The 20,093-nt window shown below is 54.0% G+C and carries 17 protein-coding genes; 6 read left to right on the top strand and 11 right to left on the bottom strand.

Translation table 11 applies throughout. The annotated features are described in order from the left end of the window. Nucleotides 1–34 precede the first annotated feature (34 nt). The 11 genes from tolB to hisF form a co-directional block, all read right to left on the bottom strand. Nucleotides 35–1,369 (bottom strand): Tol-Pal system beta propeller repeat protein TolB, encoded by a 1,335-nt coding sequence (gene tolB / locus CKO12_RS01410; RefSeq protein WP_200152939.1) that lies wholly within the window; start codon nucleotides 1,367–1,369, stop codon nucleotides 35–37. Between the two features lie 8 nt (nucleotides 1,370–1,377). Beyond that, a complete protein-coding gene (gene tolA / locus CKO12_RS01405; RefSeq protein ID WP_200152938.1) occupies nucleotides 1,378–2,328 on the bottom strand; it encodes a cell envelope integrity protein TolA in 951 nt (316 codons plus the stop codon). A gap of 3 nt (nucleotides 2,329–2,331) precedes the next feature. After that, nucleotides 2,332–2,769, bottom strand: coding sequence for a protein TolR (tolR, locus tag CKO12_RS01400; protein WP_200152937.1), 438 nt, complete (start codon nucleotides 2,767–2,769; stop codon nucleotides 2,332–2,334). Nucleotides 2,770–2,771: 2 nt separating this feature from the next. Then, nucleotides 2,772–3,446, bottom strand: coding sequence for a protein TolQ (gene tolQ, locus CKO12_RS01395; RefSeq protein WP_200152936.1), 675 nt, complete (start codon nucleotides 3,444–3,446; stop codon nucleotides 2,772–2,774). Nucleotide 3,447: 1 nt separating this feature from the next. Then, nucleotides 3,448–3,900, bottom strand: a complete 453-nt coding sequence (ybgC, locus tag CKO12_RS01390; protein WP_200152935.1) for a tol-pal system-associated acyl-CoA thioesterase — start codon at nucleotides 3,898–3,900, stop codon at nucleotides 3,448–3,450. A 35-nt stretch (nucleotides 3,901–3,935) separates the two neighbouring features. Then, entirely contained in the window at nucleotides 3,936–4,553 is a 618-nt protein-coding gene (locus CKO12_RS01385) for a response regulator transcription factor (protein ID WP_200152934.1), read from the bottom strand. 45 nt (nucleotides 4,554–4,598) lie between these two features. Next, the gene (locus CKO12_RS01380; protein WP_200152933.1) at nucleotides 4,599–6,056 is read right to left on the bottom strand and encodes a M48 family metalloprotease; all 1,458 of its coding nucleotides are present in this window, start codon (nucleotides 6,054–6,056) and stop codon (nucleotides 4,599–4,601) included. Nucleotides 6,057–6,117: 61 nt separating this feature from the next. Beyond that, on the bottom strand, nucleotides 6,118–6,723 hold the full coding sequence (locus CKO12_RS01375; RefSeq protein ID WP_242466145.1) for a DedA family protein: 606 nt from the start codon (nucleotides 6,721–6,723) through the stop codon (nucleotides 6,118–6,120). Between the two features lie 3 nt (nucleotides 6,724–6,726). Next, complete coding sequence (locus tag CKO12_RS01370) at nucleotides 6,727–8,118, bottom strand: APC family permease (RefSeq protein ID WP_200152932.1); 1,392 nt, start codon at nucleotides 8,116–8,118, stop codon at nucleotides 6,727–6,729. 144 nt (nucleotides 8,119–8,262) lie between these two features. Then, nucleotides 8,263–9,906, bottom strand: coding sequence for a methyl-accepting chemotaxis protein (locus tag CKO12_RS01365; protein ID WP_200152931.1), 1,644 nt, complete (start codon nucleotides 9,904–9,906; stop codon nucleotides 8,263–8,265). Between the two features lie 464 nt (nucleotides 9,907–10,370). Beyond that, nucleotides 10,371–11,951, bottom strand: a complete 1,581-nt coding sequence (gene hisF, locus CKO12_RS01360) for an imidazole glycerol phosphate synthase subunit HisF (protein WP_200152930.1) — start codon at nucleotides 11,949–11,951, stop codon at nucleotides 10,371–10,373. A gap of 113 nt (nucleotides 11,952–12,064) precedes the next feature. Between hisF and CKO12_RS01355 the strand changes: the two genes are divergently transcribed. From CKO12_RS01355 to secF, 6 genes are all read left to right on the top strand, one after another. Further along, a complete protein-coding gene (locus CKO12_RS01355) occupies nucleotides 12,065–12,778 on the top strand; it encodes a phosphatase PAP2 family protein (RefSeq protein ID WP_200152929.1) in 714 nt (237 codons plus the stop codon). 3 nt (nucleotides 12,779–12,781) lie between these two features. Then, entirely contained in the window at nucleotides 12,782–14,599 is a 1,818-nt protein-coding gene (gene asnB, locus CKO12_RS01350; protein WP_200152928.1) for an asparagine synthase (glutamine-hydrolyzing), read from the top strand. 52 nt (nucleotides 14,600–14,651) lie between these two features. Beyond that, nucleotides 14,652–16,205 carry a murein biosynthesis integral membrane protein MurJ gene (gene murJ, locus CKO12_RS01345; protein WP_200152927.1) on the top strand — a complete coding sequence of 518 codons (1,554 nt, stop codon included), beginning with the start codon at nucleotides 14,652–14,654 and terminating at the stop codon, nucleotides 16,203–16,205. Nucleotides 16,206–16,733: 528 nt separating this feature from the next. Further along, nucleotides 16,734–17,066 (top strand): preprotein translocase subunit YajC, encoded by a 333-nt coding sequence (yajC, locus tag CKO12_RS01340; RefSeq protein ID WP_200152926.1) that lies wholly within the window; start codon nucleotides 16,734–16,736, stop codon nucleotides 17,064–17,066. 91 nt (nucleotides 17,067–17,157) lie between these two features. Next, nucleotides 17,158–19,014 carry a protein translocase subunit SecD gene (gene secD, locus CKO12_RS01335; protein WP_200152925.1) on the top strand — a complete coding sequence of 619 codons (1,857 nt, stop codon included), beginning with the start codon at nucleotides 17,158–17,160 and terminating at the stop codon, nucleotides 19,012–19,014. A gap of 10 nt (nucleotides 19,015–19,024) precedes the next feature. Continuing rightward, entirely contained in the window at nucleotides 19,025–19,957 is a 933-nt protein-coding gene (gene secF, locus CKO12_RS01330) for a protein translocase subunit SecF (protein WP_200152924.1), read from the top strand. The last annotated feature ends 136 nt before the right edge of the window (nucleotides 19,958–20,093 follow it).

Genomic DNA, 20,093 nt, shown 5'->3' with positions numbered 1-20,093 from the left:
TCGTTTGTCACCGCCTAACTGACAACTTCTGAAATCATTGCTGCGCCAAAATTTTATCGCCGCTGCCAACCGGCGCGGGTGGCGGCGGCGACCACGCCGGTTCTCGTACTGCGCCGCTGGTGGGTGACAACCGCTGACCGCTGCTGCCATCTACCGCGACCGTCGCCAACACTTCGCGCCCGTTATGAGTCGCGGCATACAGCACCTGCTCACCATTCGGAGCAAAACTCGGTGCTTCATCCAGCGGGCCCGTCGTCAACAGGCGCGTGTGGTTGCGCTCCAAATCCAATAACGCGATCCGAAATGCGCCATTGCTGCGCGTCACCATCACCAGCGACCGCCCATCCGGTGCAAATGAAGCACGGGCGTTGTAATCCCCTTCCAGACTGATCCGCTCTGCCGCGCCACCGCTGGCTGCCATCCGATACAACTGCGGAGTGCCGCCACGATTGCTGGTAAACACCAACTGCTGACCATCTGGCGACCACGTCGGCTCGGTATCAATCGCAAAATGATCGGTCAAGCGCCGCAGCTCGCGGCTGACCAGATCAAGCACATAAATCTCGGAATTGCCATCTTTTGACAGCGTCATCGCCAATCGCTGCCCGTCTGGAGCAAAGGCTGGCGCACTGTTGACGCCCGGATAACTGGCAACCAAGGTGCGTTGCCCGCTGCGCAAGTCTTGAAGGTAAATGGCAGCGCGTTGATTTTCAAATGAAACATAGGCGATGAGCTGACCATCTGGCGACCACGCCGGCGCCAGCAGCGGCTCCTTGGTGGAGATGATGGTTTGCGCGTTTTCGCCGTCCGCATCCGCCACCCGCAAGCTGACCATTTGCGCGTCACCGCTGCCGCTGCTGGCAACGTAAGCAATGCGCGTCGCCGCTACGCCGGGGCGTCCGGTCAGCGTTTGATAAATGACATCTGCCAGTTGATGCGCGGTGTGGCGCAGTCCCGCCGCCGTCGTCGCCACACTGGGAGCGGCGAGTTCAACCCCGCGCTGCACGTCATAAATCACCGCGTTGACCTGCAAACCCGTGCCGGCCGGCAGCACCTGCCCGATGACCAGCGTGTTCATGTTGAGCAAGCGCCAATCGCGCAGATCAACCGTCTCGCGGGTGGTCGGCTGCGTCAGCATGTCGCTGACCGGCAGCGGTTTGAAGATGCCCGTGCGGGCGAGATCGGCGCTGATGATGGCGGCAACATCGACCGGCGCGATGTGCCCGTCGGTGGTACCAAACGGCACGATGGCAAGCGGTTGTGCCGCTTCAACGCCGCCGGTGATGGCGATGTTGAGACGCGGCGCGGCGTAGCTGGCGCTGGTGGTCACACCGAGCACGAGCAGCAATACAGATAAAAGCTGGCGCATGGCGGGGTTTATTCCGGTGAAAAGGTGAAATAAAAATCGCGGAATGGCGCAAAGGCTGCGCCCGTCGGCACCGGCAGCGGTGAGGCTTGATATACGGCAGCGATGGCGGATTGATCGAACGCTGCATTGGTGCTGCTCGTGACGATACGCACGCTGTTGGGGATGACTTCGCCGCCCGGCAGCAGCCGCAACGCGACAACGGCGCTGAAATCGCGTCCGCTTGCCAGTGGACGTACCCAAAATTGCCGCACGCGCTCTTGAATGAGCGGGACGTATTGATCAGCTTCTCGCGTCATCTGCTCGGCTGCCAACGCTGCCAATAAATCGGCTTCCGGCGCATCAGGCGCGGCTGGCAACGGCGGCAGCTCGCGCTGTTGCTTGGCGAGGTCTTCAGCAAAGCGTTGTTCTTCCACTGCCGCCAATTGTGCCAATTCCGTCTCAAGCTGCTGTTGTTCCTGCCGTTCTTGTTCAATCGCCATTTGCTGCGCAGCAAGTTCAGCGTCAAGTTGCGCCGCAGCGCGGGCATTTGCTGCCTGCCGTTCCTGTTCAATCGCCAATTGTTGTGCCGCAGCGTCAGCATCACGTTGCGCCACAGCGCGAGCATTTGCTGCTTGCCGTTCCTGTTCAATCGCCAATCGTTGTGCCGCAGCGTCAGCATCACGTTGCGCCGCAGCGCGAGCATTCGCCGCTTGCCGTTCCTGTTCAATCGCCAATCGTTGTGCCGCAGCGCGGGTCGATTCTGCTGGCGCGGGGCGTTCAGGTTCAGATTGGCGGATCGGTGCGGCGGGAGGTAACGGACGCGGCGTTCCCACCAATCGTGCCGTCACCACCTGCACTTGCGGCTTGACCGGCGGCGGCGTCACCCACATGCCCAATAACAGCGCCAGCCCAACTGCCAGATGCAGCGCCACTGACCACAGCAATGCCGCACGCGGAGCCGGTAAAAATCGCCACAGCATTGGCTAAGGTGCCATTTCAGGTGGCGCAGTAATCAGCCCCACCTCCGCCGCGCCAGCGGTTTGCGCAATCACCATCGCCCGCATCACTTGCCCGTAATCCACCCGCTGATCGGCACGAACCAAAATCGGCGTCTGCGGTTGTTGTTTTAACACCACCCGCAACTGCGCCAGCAACGTCTGCGCCGTGATCGCTTGGCGCGGATCGTTGCCAAGATCAGCGAAATAGCGCCCCCTGACATCGACCGTAATCACCACCGCTTCCAACGGCGGGCTGGTCAACGCACCCGCCTGTTCTTGCGGCAGCTTGACCTTCACGCCCAAAGTCATCAGCGGCGCAGTCACCATAAAAATAATCAGCAGCACCAGCATCACGTCGAGATAGGGCACGACATTGATCTCCGCCAACAGGCGACGGCGCGAGCGGCAGCGGAACGATTTCATGCTCACGACGCCGCGCCACCGCGACCTTGCCGTTGCAACAGCGCCACAAATTCCTCCGCAAATTCTTCGTAACGATTGTTGAGCCGCTCAACCTGCGTCACATAACGGTTGTAAGCCATCACCGCCGGAATCGCCGCTAACAATCCCATCGCCGTCGCAATCAACGCCTCTGAAATGCCCGGCGCAACCAGCGCCAGCGTCGCCTGCTCCACATTTCCAAGCGATTGAAACGCCTGCATAATTCCCCACACGGTGCCGAATAAACCGATATATGGACTGGTCGAGCCGACCGTCGCCAAAAATGCCAACCCGCGTTCCAGCCGCTCCACCTCGCGGCTCACCGCCACCCGCATCGTCCGCGCACTGCCGCGCAAAATCGTCGTTAAATCAAACTCTTCTGTTTGGCGCAGCCGCAAAAATTCCTTAAATCCCGCGCTAAAAATCGTCGCCAACCCCACTTGCGCCTCCGCGTCGCGCTGCAACTCCTGATACAACGCGCCGAGATCGCCGCCTGCCCAAAACGCATCCTCAAATTCTTGCGCAGCGCGGCTGGCGCGGCGAATCACGCGCCCGCGATCAAAGATCAAACCCCACGACAGCACCGAGATCGCCAGCAGCGCCAGCAACACCAGTTGCACCACCACGCTGGCGTGCAGGATCACCGTCAACAGCGCCATGTCAGCGGTGCTCCGCAAACGAGAACGGCTGGCTGAGAGCCGCCGTCAGTCCCTCCGGCAACCGGCGCGGGCGCAGGCTCACGGCATCGACGCAGGCGATATTGATCACGCCGCGACAGCAGATCACGCCGTCGGCGTCACGGCGAACATCTTGCGCAAAAGTCATGCTCGCGCCGCCGAGATGCGTTAAATGCGAACGCACAGTTAATAAATCATTGAAACGTGCTGGCGCTAAATAATCGAGATTAACGCGCCGCGCCGTCAATAAAACACCGTCTTGCTCACGCAATTGATCTAATTCATAGCCACGAGCGCGGAGCCATTCACTGCGCCCGCGTTCTAAAAAGCGTAAATAGCTGGCATAAAACACCAAACCAGCAGCATCAGTATCCTCATAATAAATGCGGATCGGCCAAGAAAATACAGCATTCACTGCGTCGTGAGATTGTGGCATGTTAATTGTCATCTTTTAATAGCGTTGTTGTGCATTTATAGCAGCGGTTCGGGAGCCATCAATAACGCCATCCGCACCAATTCCGCCAATGATTCCGCTCGCATTTTATCCATCACATGAGCGCGATGCGCCTCAACTGTTTTAGCACTCACTTTGAGCGCCGCCGCAATTTCACGATTGGATAATCCATCTGTCACCATCGTCATCACTTCATGTTCTCGCGGCGTTAATTCCGCCAAGCGTTGCGCCAATTCCGCCCGCACTAAATGTCCAGCGCGGTGCTTTTCATCGCAAGCCAGCGCGTGGTGAATACTGCGCAATAAATCTTCATCGTGAAAGGGTTTTTCAATAAAATCCATCGCGCCCGCTTTCATCGCTTTCACCGCCATTGCAACATCGCCGTGCCCCGTAATTAAAATCACCGGCAAGCGATACCCTTGGCGCGTTAAATAACTTTGCAGTTCTAAACCGCTCATGCCCGGCATTCGCACATCCAGCAATAAACACCCCGCTTGCCCATGTTGATAACTGGCGAGAAAGACATCGGCGGATTCATAGGTTTGCACCGGCAAGCCAGTGGCTTCAATCAGCCATTGCAGCGAGGTGCGCATAGCTTCGTCATCATCAACAACAAATACGGTGGCATCAATCATTTTGTGAGTAGTCAGTTGGCAGTTTTCAGTGATTAGACGGAAGATTTATTTCTTCTTGCGCTGTTTCATGGCGTGTAATTCTTCCCGCCAAATATCTAACCGCGCTTGAATTCGCGCTGCGTCGTGATAAGGCAATTGCCGCTGGCGTAGCGCAACCTCAAGTTGTCGTATTGCCGGCTCCAGTTCACCTTCGGCATAATGCTGTTCAGCGCGATAACGATGCGTTGCGGCTTCATTCCCGGCTCGCAATGCCGCTTGTTCCAATAAATGATATAAGGTTGCACTTCCGGCGCGTTGCCGTTCAATAGCGGTTAATTCATCCAGCGCCAGCTTGGGTTGCGCATTGGCAATTAACGCCTCTGCATACGCCATGCGCAATACCCAATCATCTGGCGTATTCACTAAGGCGCGTTTTAATAATGCAACTGCTGCTGCCGGTTGCTGTTGGGCTTGGTGCAATTGCGCCGCTAAAACGAGAAATTCTGGTTGATTGGGTGCCGTTTTAAGCAATTGCGCAATTTCCGTTGCGGCTGCATTCAATTGTCGCGCCCGCACCAGCGCCAGCGCGTAACCATACCGCTCGGCCAGCTCGTTGCGATAACGCCCTTCGCGCAACCGTTCCCGACTTTGCGCCACCGCCTGCTCCGGCAGCGTTTGCGCCAATTGCCGCAGCCGCGCTCGCGTCAGGTGAAAACGCACGCTGTCAGGATGTTGCCGCGCTCCAAATTCATCAGCGCGACCGAGCGCATCGGCAATGCGATTGCTGGTCACGGGATGCGTGCGCAAAAACTCCGGCGCGTGGTTGTCATATAGCCGCCCCGACTGCGCCAAACGCCCAAAAAATCCCGCCATCGCATACGGATCGTGGCCGGCGTGCGCGAGCGTGGCGATGCCCAAACGGTCGGCTTCATTTTCATTATCGCGGGTGAAATTGATCTGCCGCTGCACCGTCGCCGCCTGAATTCCCGCCATCGCCGCCATGCCCGCATCCGCCGACACCTGAGCGCCGAGAATGGCCGCTGCGATCAACAACGCCGTCGCCGGCAGGGAAAATTTGCTTTGATCTTCAAAGCCACGCAGCAGATGGCGCTGGGTAACGTGGGCGATTTCGTGCGCGATGACGGCGGCCAATTCGCTCTCGGTTTCCGCCGCCAAAATCAGCCCGCTGTAAACGCCGATGTAGCCGCCGGGACCGGCAAAGGCATTGACCATCGGCGCATCAATCAGAAAAAAGGTAAATTTTCCAACGGTTTGCTGCGTTGCTGCCACCAGCGTCGCGCCGAGCGTTTCCAGATAACTGGTCAACAGCGGATCGTCTTGCACCGGCAGCGCGGTGCGCACGCTGCGCATGAACGCATGACCGAGCTGCGCCTCCGCGCCACTGCTCAACAGCGCATCGGCCGAATTTCCCAGCTCCGGCAGCTCCACTGCGGGCGCGTTACTGAACCAGCACAGCGCCAATACCTGAATGATTAACAGCAATTTGCGAGGCGGGCGCACCATTAACAGAACCTTGATGAAAAAGTCAGAGTAACGCAATGACAGTTCATTGAAAACTGACAATTTATTTTAGGCGCGATGGCTGCCGTTGCCAGACGATATAACCGACGAGCGTGGCGATTACAAACAGCAATACCGCCGCAGTGACCAATGGCAAATGCTCTTGAATTAACGCCGCGTTATTGCCAATGAGATAACCCACTGCCAGCAATATCATTGACCACAAACCCGCGCCCAAACTGGTATAAATAGCGAAGGTGGTGATGGGCATCCGACATAAACCGGCCGGCAATGAGATTAAATGACGAATGCCCAGAATTAAGCGTCCGGTGAAGGTTGAAATTGCGCCGTGCCGCATAAAAAAAGCATCGGTCTTGGCTAATAACGCCGGCTTCACAAAGAAATAACGTCCATATCGTTCCAGAAATGGACGTCCCACCCACAATGCAAACCCATAATTCACAAAAGCACCGACTAAACTGCCGATAGTGGCGGCGAATAATGCCACCAGCGCGTTCATCTGTCCTTGCTGCACCAAATAGCCCGCCGGAATTAACACCAATTCACTCGGCACCGGTAAAACAGTTGATTCGAGCGCCATTAAAATAAAGATGCCGCTATAGCCCCAACCATTAACCGTCATCACAATCCACTCAATAAACTCGTGCATCAGTTATGCCTCGTCGCGCATCAACACACTATGTTGATGCGAATACATAAAATAAATCACTAAGCCTAGTGCTAACCAAATCCCAAACCGCAACCACGTCACCAGCGGCAAATTCAACATCAAATACAAACAGGCAGCGGCACCGAGTAATGGTACTGCTGGCGCGAATGGCGTTTTGAAAGGACGCGGTAAATCAGGATGGGTATAACGCAAACTCACAACGCCAATGCAGACTAAAAAGAATGCTGCCAAGGTGCCGATATTCACTAATTCCGCAACTTCACCAATTGGCGTGAAGCCAGCAATTGCTGCCATTAATACGCCGCTGACAATAATAACGCGAATGGGAGTGTGGGTGCGCGGATTGACTCGTGCGAATAACGGTGGCAATAAACCGTCGCGGGACATTGCTAAAAAGACGCGAGTTAAACCGTAATACAACACCAGCATCACTGTTGTTAATCCCGCAATTGCACCGGCAGCAACAAATCCTGCTGCCCAAGGATAACCTAAGCGCAACATGACATCTGCAACGGGTGAACCGACATTGAGCGTGGGATAGGCGACAACTGCCGTTAATAACCCGGCGACGATGATATAAATTAACGTGCAGACGGCGAGTGATACCAGAATGCCAATCGGTAAATCTCGTTGTGGATTCCGCGCTTCTTCAGCGGCAGTGGAGACGGCATCAAAACCAATATAGGCAAAGAAAATCACTGCCGCGCCGCCCATCACTCCATTCCAACCAAACGGCATAAACGGTTGCCAATTGCTGGGTTGAATATGAAATAGCGCCACGCCAATAAAGATGCTGATGGCGATCAATTTCACCGCTACCATGATGGCATTAAAGCGGGCACTTTCGCGCACACCTAAACTTAATAATCCCGCCAGAACTAATACGATTAACGCGGCGGGTAAATTTAACCAGCCACCTTCACTTGGGCTTTTAATCAATATATCGGGTAAAGCAAAGCCTACCGCAGTAAACGCATTATTGACATAACTTGACCAGCCAATTGCTACTGCGGAAGTTGCTACGCCATATTCTAAAATTAAATCCCAGCCAATGATCCAAGCGACAATTTCACCTAAACCCGCGTAGCTGTAACCATAGGCGCTGCCGCAACCGCCGACTGCGGCTGCGAGTTCGGCGTAGGCTAATGCACTAAATGCGCAGGCAATACCAGCAACGAAATAAGAGAGAATAATGGCGGGGCCGGCTTGAGTAGCGGCAGCGACGCCAGTTAATACGAAAATCCCAGCGCCAATAATGGCACCAATGCCCAATAAAGTGAGATCAACCGGACCGAGGACGCGCCGCAAATTGCCGCCCGCAGCGGGATGATCGGCGTTAATCATTTTGGTACGCAACACATCTGCAAACTGCATTTGTTAATGCTCCACATGAGTGAAAAATTGCAAAACAGTGACTCTGTTTTGAGCGTTATCGTTGGCGCTAACTATGATTGAGATTGACTAAAAACGCGCAGTCCTTTGCACGTTTACCTGCTGACAACTGACAACTAAAAAAAGTTACCTATTTTTAGTGCTAAATTGAGTGGCATGTCCGCGCAAGGTTGCTGCCAATTGCGTTAATTGCACACTTGCTGCTTCTAAATGTCCCATACCAGTGGTGCCGCGATGCGTGGCATCACTAATTGCAATCACGCCTTGATTGATTTCATTAGCAACCGCAGTTTGTTCTTCAGCGGCGCTGGCAATTTGCAGCATTGCCGCCGAAATCCCCCCAATGGCGTCGGTAATTGCTCCCAACGCTAATCCCGCATTTCCCGCCGCCGTCATCGCCGCTTCTGCGCCCTGTTGACTTTGTACCATTGCCGCGCCCGCTCGCCGCGAACTGTGCTGCAACTGCGCCACCATCGCCTCAATCTCCCGCGCTGAAGCGTGAGTACGCTGCGCCAGCGTCCGCACCTCGTCGGCGACCACTGCAAAACCGCGTCCCGCCTCGCCAGCGCGGGCAGCTTCAATCGCAGCATTGAGCGCCAGCAAATTGGTTTGCTCCGTCACACTTTGGATCACTTCCAACACCTTACCGATGCCAAGCATGTCCTGTTCCAACGAGCGAATCGTATCGCTGGCGGTAGTGACGTGCGCCGCCAACGTCGTCGTCGCGCCCACCGTATCCGTCACGGCCACCTGTCCTTGATCAGCAAGCTGTTTTGCCTGTTGCGCCGCCGTCGCCGCATCGCTGGTATTCCGCGCAATTTCCGCCGCCGACGCGGTCATTTCGTGCATCGCCGCCGCCACCTGTTCCGTTTCCGCGAGCTGCTGCTGGGCACCATTGCGGGTATCGCCCAAACTGGTAGTCATTTGCCCGGTCGCCGCCGATAACGTCAACGCCGAATCATTAATTTGCGCCACCAGCGTCCGCAGCCAATCCACCATCCGATCAAAATCGCGGGCAATATCGCCAATTTCATTCTGCGCATCGAGATTAACGCGCACTGAAAAATCTGCGTATTGCAAAATGCGCGTCATCGCCGTATGCAATTGATTGAATTGTCCAATAATGGAGCGATAAAACGTGATGCCCAACACAATCACCAATACAATTGCGCTGCCTGCCAACCATAAAAAAATCAGCAACGAATTCCAATATGTTTGCTGCGCCTGTTCCCGTTCCTTGCTTGCTACCTGCAATTGCAATGTCACCAATGCAGTGACGCTTGCACTAATAGGATCAATGTAAGTATAGAGCGGACCATCAAATTCTTGTAATAGCCCCGTGATTTGCCCGTGTTGTTCCCGCAGCCACCGCAGCAATTGATTGATGACTGTATCGGCAGCTTGAAATTGCGGCGTTGCTTGCGCAATTAACCGCTGTTCTTCTGGCGTCAGTTCAGTTTGCAGATAGGCGCGCCAGTATTGAGTAATCCGTTCCTGCGCACGCTGTACAGCAGCAACTGTTTGTTCTGCCGTTATCCGTCCAGCATTCGCTTTATTCACTGCATCAATCACCCGCACCGCGTATTCATCCGCCACGGTTTTTAATTGTTCCAACGGCACCACGCGATCTAAATAAATGCGATCCACGCCGTGACTGACTTCGCGTAATAAAGTGCTAGAAATGACACCAATCACTATCATAGCAAGGCTAGGAAACAATGCTAATAAAATGATTTTCGTGCTGATTTTCGTGTGATGAATCCATTGCATTGCGAGTTGGCCTCAGTTTTGATACGAATTTAACGACAGGTTAATCAATCGAGTTGTCCATTCAGTGAAGGAAACGCGGATGAAATCACGCTCGCGCAGTTTGGCTACCCTAACCTGTTGATTTCAATCAACAGAGCACGATTGTGCTCCGCTCAGTCCACGCCCTTTCATCTTAATGACACATGAGAAATGGTACTGTCATTTTATATGAAGCGCCCCGTCTGTTGCCCGTTACGACAACGGCGCGTCATGTGACCAGACGTCCATTTGCTCTGGAATGTGTGCAGTTAGGCATTTATCAAGTGAGGAGTGCGCTGAAGATAGTGGATAAGATAAGAACGCATTTGTTTAATTCAATTGCAGAAATTGCCAGCAGCAGTTAGAACTTTAGCATCTAAACCCTGTGCATATTATCTAATATCAACTAGGCGTGATGCCCATTTTCTGCATCACGCCAATGATGATTAAATCCGCGTTTCAATTCCCTGTTCACGCAAATGCGTTTTGACGGCAGCAATGGGTACTTCACGGCGATGAAAAATCCCGGCTGCTAATGCCGCTTCCACTCCAGTTGCAATGAATACTTCACTGAAATGTTCAACCTGACCTGCACCGCTAGACGCAATCACCGGAATCGTGACTGCTTGACTTACTGCGCCGATCAATTCCAAATCAAACCCCGCGCCCGTGCCGTCACGATCAATTGAATTGAGCAAAATTTCACCCGCGCCTAATTGTTCACAAATCCACGCTAATTCTACTGCATCAACATCGCGCCCTTCCCGTCCACCTTTAATGGTGCATTGAAACCAACAATAACCTTCGCCATGCGGTCCAGGTGTCGTTGTAGCAACGGTGTGATGGCGCGTGTCATCGGGTGAATTGACATACACGCGACGCGGATCAATTGAAATCACGACCGCTTGATTGCCATAGACGCGAGCGATTTGTTCAATCGCGCTGCTGCCATCACCATTACCGCATTCTAAATAATTTTCAGCCGTTGCTACTGCATCAGAACCAATTGAAATTTTATCTGCGCCAGAGCGAAAGTATTCATCGGCAACATCCAGCGCGGAATAACTTTTGCCGCTAGCATCAGTAAAGGCGCGAATACCGCCGCCAATCGTTAATGGCACAAACACGCGCTCAGAAGTGCGGCGCAAGACTTCCAACATCGGTTGATCAGCAAGCGGGAAATCTCGAAAGGCGGTGATATTCAAAAAGGTGATTTCATCTGCGCCTTCATCATAATAGCGTTGCGCTAATTCAACGGGTTTACCGAGATTGCGCACTTCACCCGCTTCGCGCACATCATATTGATCGCCTTTGGTCACAACTAAATCACCAGCGTCATTCGTGCGCACATCTAAACACGCAATGATGCGTTTAGCAAAATGCGTCTGCTGTAATGAATTGGTGATCGGTTTAGTTGTATTTTCTCCCGCTAAAAATTGCCGCAATAATTGTAAACCGACTGCGCCGCTTTTTTCCGGGTGGAATTGCACTGCCGCGATATTGCCGCGTTGCACCGCACTTAAAAATGGTGCGCCGTAATCAGTCAATGCTAATTGCCACTCCGTATTTTCTGGCGTGGGCGCAGCGCAATAAGAATGCACAAAATAAAGTTTTTCATCGCGGTAATTTGCAAATAATGGTGATTCACGCGCCAGCCGTACGTCATTCCAACCCATGTGCGGAACCGATAATGATCCGACATCAAAACGGCGAATGTGTCCCTGAATGAAACCTAATCCAGCAACGCCCGGCGATTCTTCACTGCCATCAAATAGCACTTGCAAACCAATACAAATCCCAAAAAAAGGACGATTCGCAGCGAGATATTCTTTGAGCGGTTCGACATAACCCAGCCGTTGCAACCGTTCCATCGCTGCGCCGAATGCGCCAACGCCGGGAAAAATCAGCCGTTCGGCGCGTAAAATATCGTCCGGGCAAGTAATATCGGTCACGCTAAAACCCAGCGCCTGAATCGCATTGCGGACGCTGCGGACATTGCCCGCGCCATAATCAAGCAGTGAAATCATCAGTGCATTCCTTAATCAATTCTGGAATAAAAAACGGTTAAATGATAACCGCTAATTGTGTTAATCGGTGCAAATGGTTAAGCTCGCATCTTTATTCAATGAGCGCCCATAATATGCAACGCTTGACCATTGCCGCCACGCGCCGAAATGAATTATTACCGCTCTTGGCGTTGACCGCAGCGGCAGTGTTGGGCACGGTGCCATTTTGGCTGAGTGACGCAGATGTGTGGCTCGCGGCGCAGTTTTATCACCCTGACGCCGCCGACGTGTGGTGGGAAGGGCAGCGCCCGCTGTGGCAATGGTGTTACCACATCGTGCCGTTTCTGGTCGGTGCCATCGTGCTCGGCAGCGCGGCCGTCATCGCCGCCAGCTTCCGGTGGTCACAATTACAGCGCCCGCGCCGCTTGGCAATTTTTCTGCTGGCAGTGACGCTGCTCGGCCCCGGATTATTGGTCAACGGCATCTTCAAAGAACACTGGGGACGCCCGCGCCCGCATCAAACCATCGCGTTTGGCGGCAGCGAAATCTATCAACCGCCATTAGCATTTCATTCAAGCGGCAGCGGCAAATCATTTCCCAGTGGGCACAGTTCAATTGGATTTTTAATTGGCGCATTATTCTTTTGGTGGCGACGCGAGCGCCCAATTTTGGCGCGATTGGCGCTACTTATTTCATTGCTGGCGGGGAGTTTAATTGGCATGGCACGAATGGCGATGGGCGATCATTTCGCTTCTGATGTGATTTGGTCGGCGGTAATGGTGTATGGCGTGGCGGCGGCAATTTGTCAATTGTCAATTGTTAGTTATCAACCGCAAACGACCAATTAAATCATGTGCGGCATTGCTGGTTTTATTCTTCGCGCCGGGCAGCGTCCCGATCCGGCGCAACTCGCGCAGATGAACGCCGCGTTGGCACATCGCGGTCCCGATGACAGCGGCATTTATTGCGCGGGCGCGGTCGGTTTAGCGCAAACGCGCTTATCAATCATCGGTTTACACGACGGTCATCAGCCGCTGTTGTCTGCCGACGGGCGGCTGGCACTGGTTGCCAACGGCGAGATTTATAACTATTTGGAATTAAACTCAGAATTGCGCCAGCTCGGGCGCATTCCGCGCACCGCCTCCGATTCCGAGACCATCCTCAACAGTTATGCCCAACACGGTTTGCAGTGTTTACCGCAGTTGCGCGGCATGTACGCCTTCGCGCTGCACGACGCGACCGCCGAGCGCCTGATTCTCGGCCGCGACCGGCTCGGCATCAAACCGCTGTTTTATGTGCGGCTGCCGGATCGCATCGCTTTTGCTTCTGAAATCAAAGCCTTGCTGCCAATTTTGCCGCGCCAGCCGCAGGTCGCCGCAACCGCGCTGCGCCAATTTCTACAACATCAATTCGCCAGCGGAGAAAACACATTGCTGGCTGGAATTCAGCGCGTATTGCCCGGCGAGGCACTGCTCATTGATGCTGATTTGCACATTAAACGTCATCGCTATTGGTCACCATTGAATGTAGAACCGCGCCAGCTTGGAATTGACACTGCGCAAGCTGAATTGAATGATTTAATGACGGCAGTCATGCGCGAACATGTGCGTTCGGATGTGCCGTTTGGATTGTTTTTATCAGGCGGCGTTGATTCCGCAATTCTCTCCGCACAACTCCACGCGCACAGCAATGAGCGCATTAAAAGTTTTTCCATTGGTTATCGCGGCGCAACGCGAGCAGATGAATTGAATGAAGCCGCGCGTATTGCCGCGCATTTTGGCTTTAATCATCAGTCGCTGGAATTGGAATTCAAGCAAGTATTTTCCCGCATTCCGCACAGCATCTGGTGCGCAGATGAATTGATGCGCGATTACGCCAGCTTGCCCACATCAATTCTGGCAGAAACTGCTGGCGCATCATTAAAAGTGGTGTTTTCTGGCGAGGGCGGTGATGAGATATTTGCCGGTTATCGCCGTTATGATCCGCGTTTTGCGGAACGCTGGTTAAAAACCTTATTACATCCCGGCAGCGGTGGATTTCGCACTCGTGGGCAATGGGAGAAACAATGGACGCGGCAATTATTTGGTGCGGAATTAAATACAGTTGCGGCAATGGAACGTGCGCCATTTCAACAGGCTTGGCGCGACACTCCAACGAATTGGTCGGATTTGCAGCGCCGTCAATACGTCGATTTAATCACGGCGCTGCCGGACAATTTGCTGGTCAAAACCGACCGGCTGCTGATGGGGTTTGGCGTCGAAGGGCGCGTGCCATTTCTCGATCATCGGCTGGTGGAATTCGGATTGGCGCTACCGGATAACCTAAAAATTCAACAACATCGCGGCAAGTGGTTATTGAAACGCTGGGCAGAACCGCAATTGCCGCCCGGTCATCTCCAGCAGCCGAAACGCGGTTTTCACGTTCCGGTTGGCGATTGGCTGCGCGGCGAAGTGGCGACGCACATTGGGCAACAGTTATTGCGTAATCGCGGCATTCGAGAATGGTTTAATGTCGCGGCAATTCCACAATTAGTGGCGGCGCGACAACGCGGCAATGGCGGGAGTCGGGAATTATTTGGGTTAATGCAATTCGCCATCTGGCATCGTTTATTTATTGAACAACCGGGCTTAAAACCGGCAGCGAACGAAAATCCAATTGACTGGATTTGATGCTTTTGCTGCTGAAACTGCAATTCAACTGCGCACTTTTTAATTCATTCTTGTGACCAAAATCATCTCCGCACTCGCCACCGTTGGCAGCAATACTTTATTATCTCGCATATTGGGATTTGTGCGCGATTTCGTCATTGCGCATGTTTTCGGAGCCAATGCCGCTACTGATGCGTTTTTTGTTGCCTTCAAAATTCCAAATCTTATGCGGCGTTTATTCACTGAAGGCGCATTTGCATTGGCGTTAGTGCCGCTGTTGCACGAATACCGCACCCAACGGGGTTTGAGTGCGCTGCGCGTTTTGATCGCCGACATCAGCGGTTGGCTCGGCGCACTGCTGCTGGTGCTCACCGCCGTTGGCATTTTCGCCGCGCCGCTGTTGATTACGCTGGTTGCGCCGGGGTTTATCGCCACTGCCGCGCAGCACGAGTTGGCAACCGCGCTGCTGCAACTGACCTTTCCCTATGTGCTGTTTATCGCCCTGACTGCGGTGGCGGGCAGCATTCTCAACACTTACGAACGCTTTGGCATTCCCGCATTTACGCCGGTGGTGCTGAATCTCAGCCTGATTGCTTGCGCCCTGTGGCTGGCACCGCACTGCGCCCAACCGATTATGGCGTTGGCGTGGGGCGTGTTATTGGCAGGAGTGGTGCAGTTGGCGCTGCAACTGCCTTTTTTGCGCCAACTCAAGCTGTTACCGCGCCCGCGTCTGCGGCGGCAAACCGACGGCGTGCAGCGGATGCTGCGCTTGCTGGGGCCGACGATGATGGGCGTGTCAGCAGCACAACTCAGCTTGCTGCTGGATACCGTGCTGGCGTCACTGCTCATTAGCGGCAGCATTTCTTGGCTGTATTACGCACATCGGTTGTTGGAATTCCCGCTAGGCATCTTTGCCGCCACGCTCGGCACCGTCATTCTGCCGCGTCTCACGCAGCGTCACGCTGCTGCCGATCCGGTCGCGTTTGCGCACACGCTGGATTGGGCACTGCGCTGGATCGTGTTAATTGGTACACCGGCGACGGTGGGATTGTTGACGTTGGCGGTGCCGATTCTCGCCACGCTGTTTTATGGCGGAGAATTTGATGCCGATGACGTGATGCTGACCAGTGGCAGCGTGATGGCGTATGCGCTGGGGTTGCTGAGTTTGATGGCAACGCGAATCCTCGCCGCCGGGTATTACGCCCGCCAAGATGCTCGCACCCCGGCACGGATGGCGCTGTGGACGGTGCTGCTTGGCTTTGGCTGCAATCTCATCTTGATGGTGCCCGCTGGACACGTGGGGCTGGCGCTGGGAGCAACGCTGGCAGCGACGCTCAATGCCGGTTGGTTATTACACGGTTTAATCACCAGCGGCATCTTGCGGCTGCGGGCGGGGTGGCTGGCATTGCTGCTGCGCTGTGGGCTGGCGGCGGTGAGCATGGGCGCAGTGTTAATCATCGGGAGCGGTGCCAACGCCGATTGGTTTGCCCGCAGCGGCGGTGAACGCTTGTGGCAATTACTCGGCTGGATCAGCGCCGGTGGTGTGGTTTATGTGGGCAGTTTGCTGGCGCTGGGAGTGCGTCCGCAGCACTTGCGGCTGGCGACTACCTGCGCAGCGGGCTCGTAGCAGTTGGTCGTAATCTATGACAATCTATTCTAATTAAGAGTGACGCAGTGAAGACAACGATTTAATTTTTGATACCACTGAACAGCGTATTCAATGTCCTAATGACAAAAAACTGCAAAAATAACCTTTTTTAGGTAAATAAAAAGCTAACACGTTAAGGGTTCAAACCGCCGAGCGAAAGCCAAGCTCAAAATAAAAACACTTCCATGAATTATCCGACTATTTAACCAAGACTTCTGACGTGATCACGATTGAAGACAGCCAAGACCTTAAATGCACACAAGAGCAAAGTGAAACCACAGTTTTATCGTGGTTTTTGCGTTAATGGTGTGAATAGATACTAGAAAATCATGGATTTTCATAGGGTTTTAGTAGCGGCGCTACTCAATCCTGATTTTGACCAAAAACGACCGATTTCACACGCTCACGAGTGAGTGGTGAGCGCCAATATGCAATAATCCGTCGTCGCCTGAACGTGCCCAAGCGCACTAACTCGCGCTATTTCATCGACTTTTTAAGGAATCCATTATGAGCTTTTTTCTCTCCGATGCCCTTGCCCAAACCGCCCCCGCTGCTGATACCGGCAGCACGCTGATGGCGCTCTTGCCGCTGGTGCTGTTTGCGGTGGTGTTTTATTTCCTCCTGATTCGCCCCCAAGCCAAGCGCCAAAAGGAACATCAGCAAATGGTTGATTCGCTTACCAAAGGCGATGAAATCGTCACGGTTGGCGGCATTGCCGGACGGGTGATGGAGCTGGGCGACAATTTTGCGCTGGTGGAAATCGCCGATGGTGTGCAGGTGAAAATTCGCCGCTCGACAGTCGAATCGGTGCTGCCGAAAGGTTCATTAAAAGACCTGTAATCTTCTGGCGTTGCGCCTCGGCAGCGTCGTCATGGCAATGGCGACGCTGTTTGTTTAATTGCTCCCTGCGTATTTGTATTTTGGAATTGCCATGAACCGATACCCGTTATGGAAAAACCTGTTGATTGTGGGCGTTATTTTGGTCAGCTTGGTGCTGGCTTGGCCCAATCTGTATTCCCAAGACCCGTCAATTGAACTGACTGGCGCTCGCGGCGTGACCGTGACTGATGCCAGCCGCGCCGAGATTCAGGCGGTGCTGGAGACCGCCGGAGTGCCGCTCAAAAACATCGCGCTGCGCGATGGCGACAAGCTGCTGGCGCGGTTTGCGAATGCCAGCGAGCAATTGCGCGGACAAGAAGCCATTGAACAAGCCTTATCAACCCGTTATCGCACCGCGTTGACTTTGGCTGCCGATGTGCCGCGCTGGATGACGGCAATCGGTTTGAAGCCGATGAATCTCGGTTTGGATTTGCGCGGCGGCATTCACGTTGTGATTGATGTCGATTTGGAAGCGGCGCTGGAGCAGGCGCTGGAACGCAATCTCGCCGATATGCGCACGCAATTGCGCGATAAAAAAATCCGTTATCTGACGCTGGCGCGAGAAGGCGAGCAGGTGGTGGCGACTTTTAATGATGCGGAAACGCGAGATGCTGGCGTGAAAGTGTTGACGCGCAACGCGCCAGATTTGGTGGTGATGACCAGCGCCAGCGGTGAGCGGTTTCTTGCCCAGCTCAGTTTGTCGCCGACGGAACAGCGCCAGATTAAAAATTTCGCTTTAGAACAAAACATTACGACGCTGCGCAATCGCGTCAATGCGCTGGGCATCGCCGAGCCGAGCATTGCGCGTCAAGGTGAACGGCGGATCGTGGTGCAGTTGCCCGGAGCGCAAGACCCCGGGCGGTTGAAGGAAATTCTCGGCGCGACGGCGACGTTGGAATATCGTCTCGTCGATACCGAAGGCAGCGTCGCAGCGGCGGTGGAAGGCAAGGTGCCGGTCGGCAGCAAGCTCTATTACGAGCGCGATGGTCGCCCGATTTTGCTCAAGCGCCGCGTGATCGTCACCGGCGATCAAATCACCGATGCCGCTGCCGGTTTTGATAATCAGAGCGGAACGCCGACGGTATTTGTGAATCTTGACGGGCAGGGAGCGCGACGGATGCGCGATATGACCTCGGAAAATGTCGGCAAACCGATGGCGGTGGTGTTTATTGAAAATCGCACCACCACCAGTATGGTGGACGGCAAGCCGGTCAAAACCACCCGCAAAGTGGAGGAAGTCATCAGCGTGGCGACGATCCGCGAGCCGTTTGGGGCGCGGTTTCAAACGACGGGTTTAGACAGCAGCGCCGAGGCGCATAACACCGCGTTGTTGCTCCGTTCTGGCGCGTTGGCGGCACCGATTCAGATCGTGGAGGAGCGCACCATCGGCCCGAGCTTGGGACAGGACAACATTGACCAAGGGCTATTTTCGGTGCTGATTGGGCTGGGTTTGGTGGTGGTCTTTATGGGGGTTTATTACCGCGTGTTCGGGATGATCGCCAACGCCGTGCTGCTGTTGAATTTAGTGATGATTATTGCCGTGCTCGGCGCGTTGGGCGCGACCTTGACCATGCCCGGCATTGCTGGAATGGTGCTAACAATTGGCATGGCGGTGGATGCTAACGTACTGATTTTTGAGCGCATTCGTGAAGAAATCCGCATCGGCAATTCTCCGCAAGCCAGCATCGCCGCCGGTTATGAAAAGGCGCTTTCAAGCATCATCGACGCCAACGTCACCACCCTGATTGCCGCCCTGATGCTGTTTAGCTTCGGCACCGGACCGGTCAAAGGTTTTGCCGTCACCCTCACCATCGGTCTGATTACCTCGATGTTTACCGCCATTTCCTGTAGCCGCGCTGCGATCAACGCGCTGTACGGTGGTAAACGCTTGAAAACATTGCCAGTTTAAGGATGCAACCATGCTTGCGATTCGCTTACCGAACCTTGATTTTTTATCGCAGCGCCAGCGGGCATTGCGAATTTCTGCCGTTATCATCGGCATCTGTTTGTTTTCACTTGCGATTTTTGGATTAAATCGCGGTCTTGATTTCACCGGCGGCACCTTGCTGGAGATCAGTTATCAAACGCCGGTTGACCTCGCCGCAGTGCGCAAGTCATTGAGTGACGGCGGTTTTAACAACGTGATGGTGCAGCAATTCGGCACCCCCCGCGATGTGCTGCTGCGCATTCCGCCGGTTGACGCCAGCAACGATGCGCAACTCAGCCAGCGCGTGATGCAGGCGCTCAATGCGCCCAACGCCACGCCGGTGGAATTGCGGCGCGTGGAATTTGTTGGCCCGCAAGTGGGTAAAGAATTGGTAGAACAAAGTGGCTTGGCGGTTTTGTTTTCCGTCATTGGCATTTTAATTTACGTCGCGCTGCGCTTTGAATGGCGATTTTCAGTTGGCGCGGTGGTGGCAACCATTCACGATGCGATTATAACGCTGGGCGTTTTTTCATTGTTACAAATTGACTTTGATTTGAATGTCTTGGCTGCCGTGCTCACCGTCATTGGCTATTCATTAAATGACACCATCGTCTTATTTGACCGCGTGCGGGAAAACTTCCGCAAAGTGCGCAAAGGTACGGTATTAGACATTATGAATCAATCGGTGAATGAAACGATGTCGCGCACCATTATCACCGCTGGCACCGTCTTTTTAGTAGTGGTGGCGCTGTATCTATTCGGCGGCGAGAGCTTGCGCGGCTTTTCTTTAGCCTTGATTATTGGCGTCATTTCGGGAACGTATTCGACAATTTATATTGCCAGCGCAACCGCAGTAATGCTGGGCGTGAGTCGCGCCGATTTGCTGCGTACTCCCAAAGAAGCCCTTGATGATGGGCGACCTTAACTTGGTATAAATCCCCCTTTTTTACAAAGGGGGAAATGTCAGCAAGCTGGTAACAATTAAAGGTTATCTCGCATCTGAGCACAACCGCACGCTTGAAAAAGTTGTTATCGCTACAAACTTGCGTGCTCACTGCCTG

It is taken from the genome of Chromatium okenii, from assembly GCF_016583745.1.
Classification (GTDB): domain Bacteria; phylum Pseudomonadota; class Gammaproteobacteria; order Chromatiales; family Chromatiaceae; genus Chromatium; species Chromatium okenii.
Note: the sequence above shows the minus strand (reverse complement) of the source record. Positions and strands in the feature narration are given on the sequence as shown.

Coding starts and splice junctions, on each gene's coding strand:
- tolB (WP_200152939.1), bottom strand. CDS start 1,369: ATGCGCCAGCTTTTATCTGTATTGCTGCTCGTGCTCGGTGTGACCACC.
- tolA (WP_200152938.1), bottom strand. CDS start 2,328: ATGCTGTGGCGATTTTTACCGGCTCCGCGTGCGGCATTGCTGTGGTCA.
- tolR (WP_200152937.1), bottom strand. CDS start 2,769: ATGAAATCGTTCCGCTGCCGCTCGCGCCGTCGCCTGTTGGCGGAGATC.
- tolQ (WP_200152936.1), bottom strand. CDS start 3,446: ATGGCGCTGTTGACGGTGATCCTGCACGCCAGCGTGGTGGTGCAACTG.
- ybgC (WP_200152935.1), bottom strand. CDS start 3,900: ATGCCACAATCTCACGACGCAGTGAATGCTGTATTTTCTTGGCCGATC.
- CKO12_RS01385 (WP_200152934.1), bottom strand. CDS start 4,553: ATGATTGATGCCACCGTATTTGTTGTTGATGATGACGAAGCTATGCGC.
- CKO12_RS01380 (WP_200152933.1), bottom strand. CDS start 6,056: ATGGTGCGCCCGCCTCGCAAATTGCTGTTAATCATTCAGGTATTGGCG.
- CKO12_RS01375 (WP_242466145.1), bottom strand. CDS start 6,723: ATGCACGAGTTTATTGAGTGGATTGTGATGACGGTTAATGGTTGGGGC.
- CKO12_RS01370 (WP_200152932.1), bottom strand. CDS start 8,118: ATGCAGTTTGCAGATGTGTTGCGTACCAAAATGATTAACGCCGATCAT.
- CKO12_RS01365 (WP_200152931.1), bottom strand. CDS start 9,906: ATGCAATGGATTCATCACACGAAAATCAGCACGAAAATCATTTTATTA.
- hisF (WP_200152930.1), bottom strand. CDS start 11,951: ATGATTTCACTGCTTGATTATGGCGCGGGCAATGTCCGCAGCGTCCGC.
- CKO12_RS01355 (WP_200152929.1), top strand. CDS start 12,065: ATGCAACGCTTGACCATTGCCGCCACGCGCCGAAATGAATTATTACCG.
- asnB (WP_200152928.1), top strand. CDS start 12,782: ATGTGCGGCATTGCTGGTTTTATTCTTCGCGCCGGGCAGCGTCCCGAT.
- yajC (WP_200152926.1), top strand. CDS start 16,734: ATGAGCTTTTTTCTCTCCGATGCCCTTGCCCAAACCGCCCCCGCTGCT.
- secD (WP_200152925.1), top strand. CDS start 17,158: ATGAACCGATACCCGTTATGGAAAAACCTGTTGATTGTGGGCGTTATT.
- secF (WP_200152924.1), top strand. CDS start 19,025: ATGCTTGCGATTCGCTTACCGAACCTTGATTTTTTATCGCAGCGCCAG.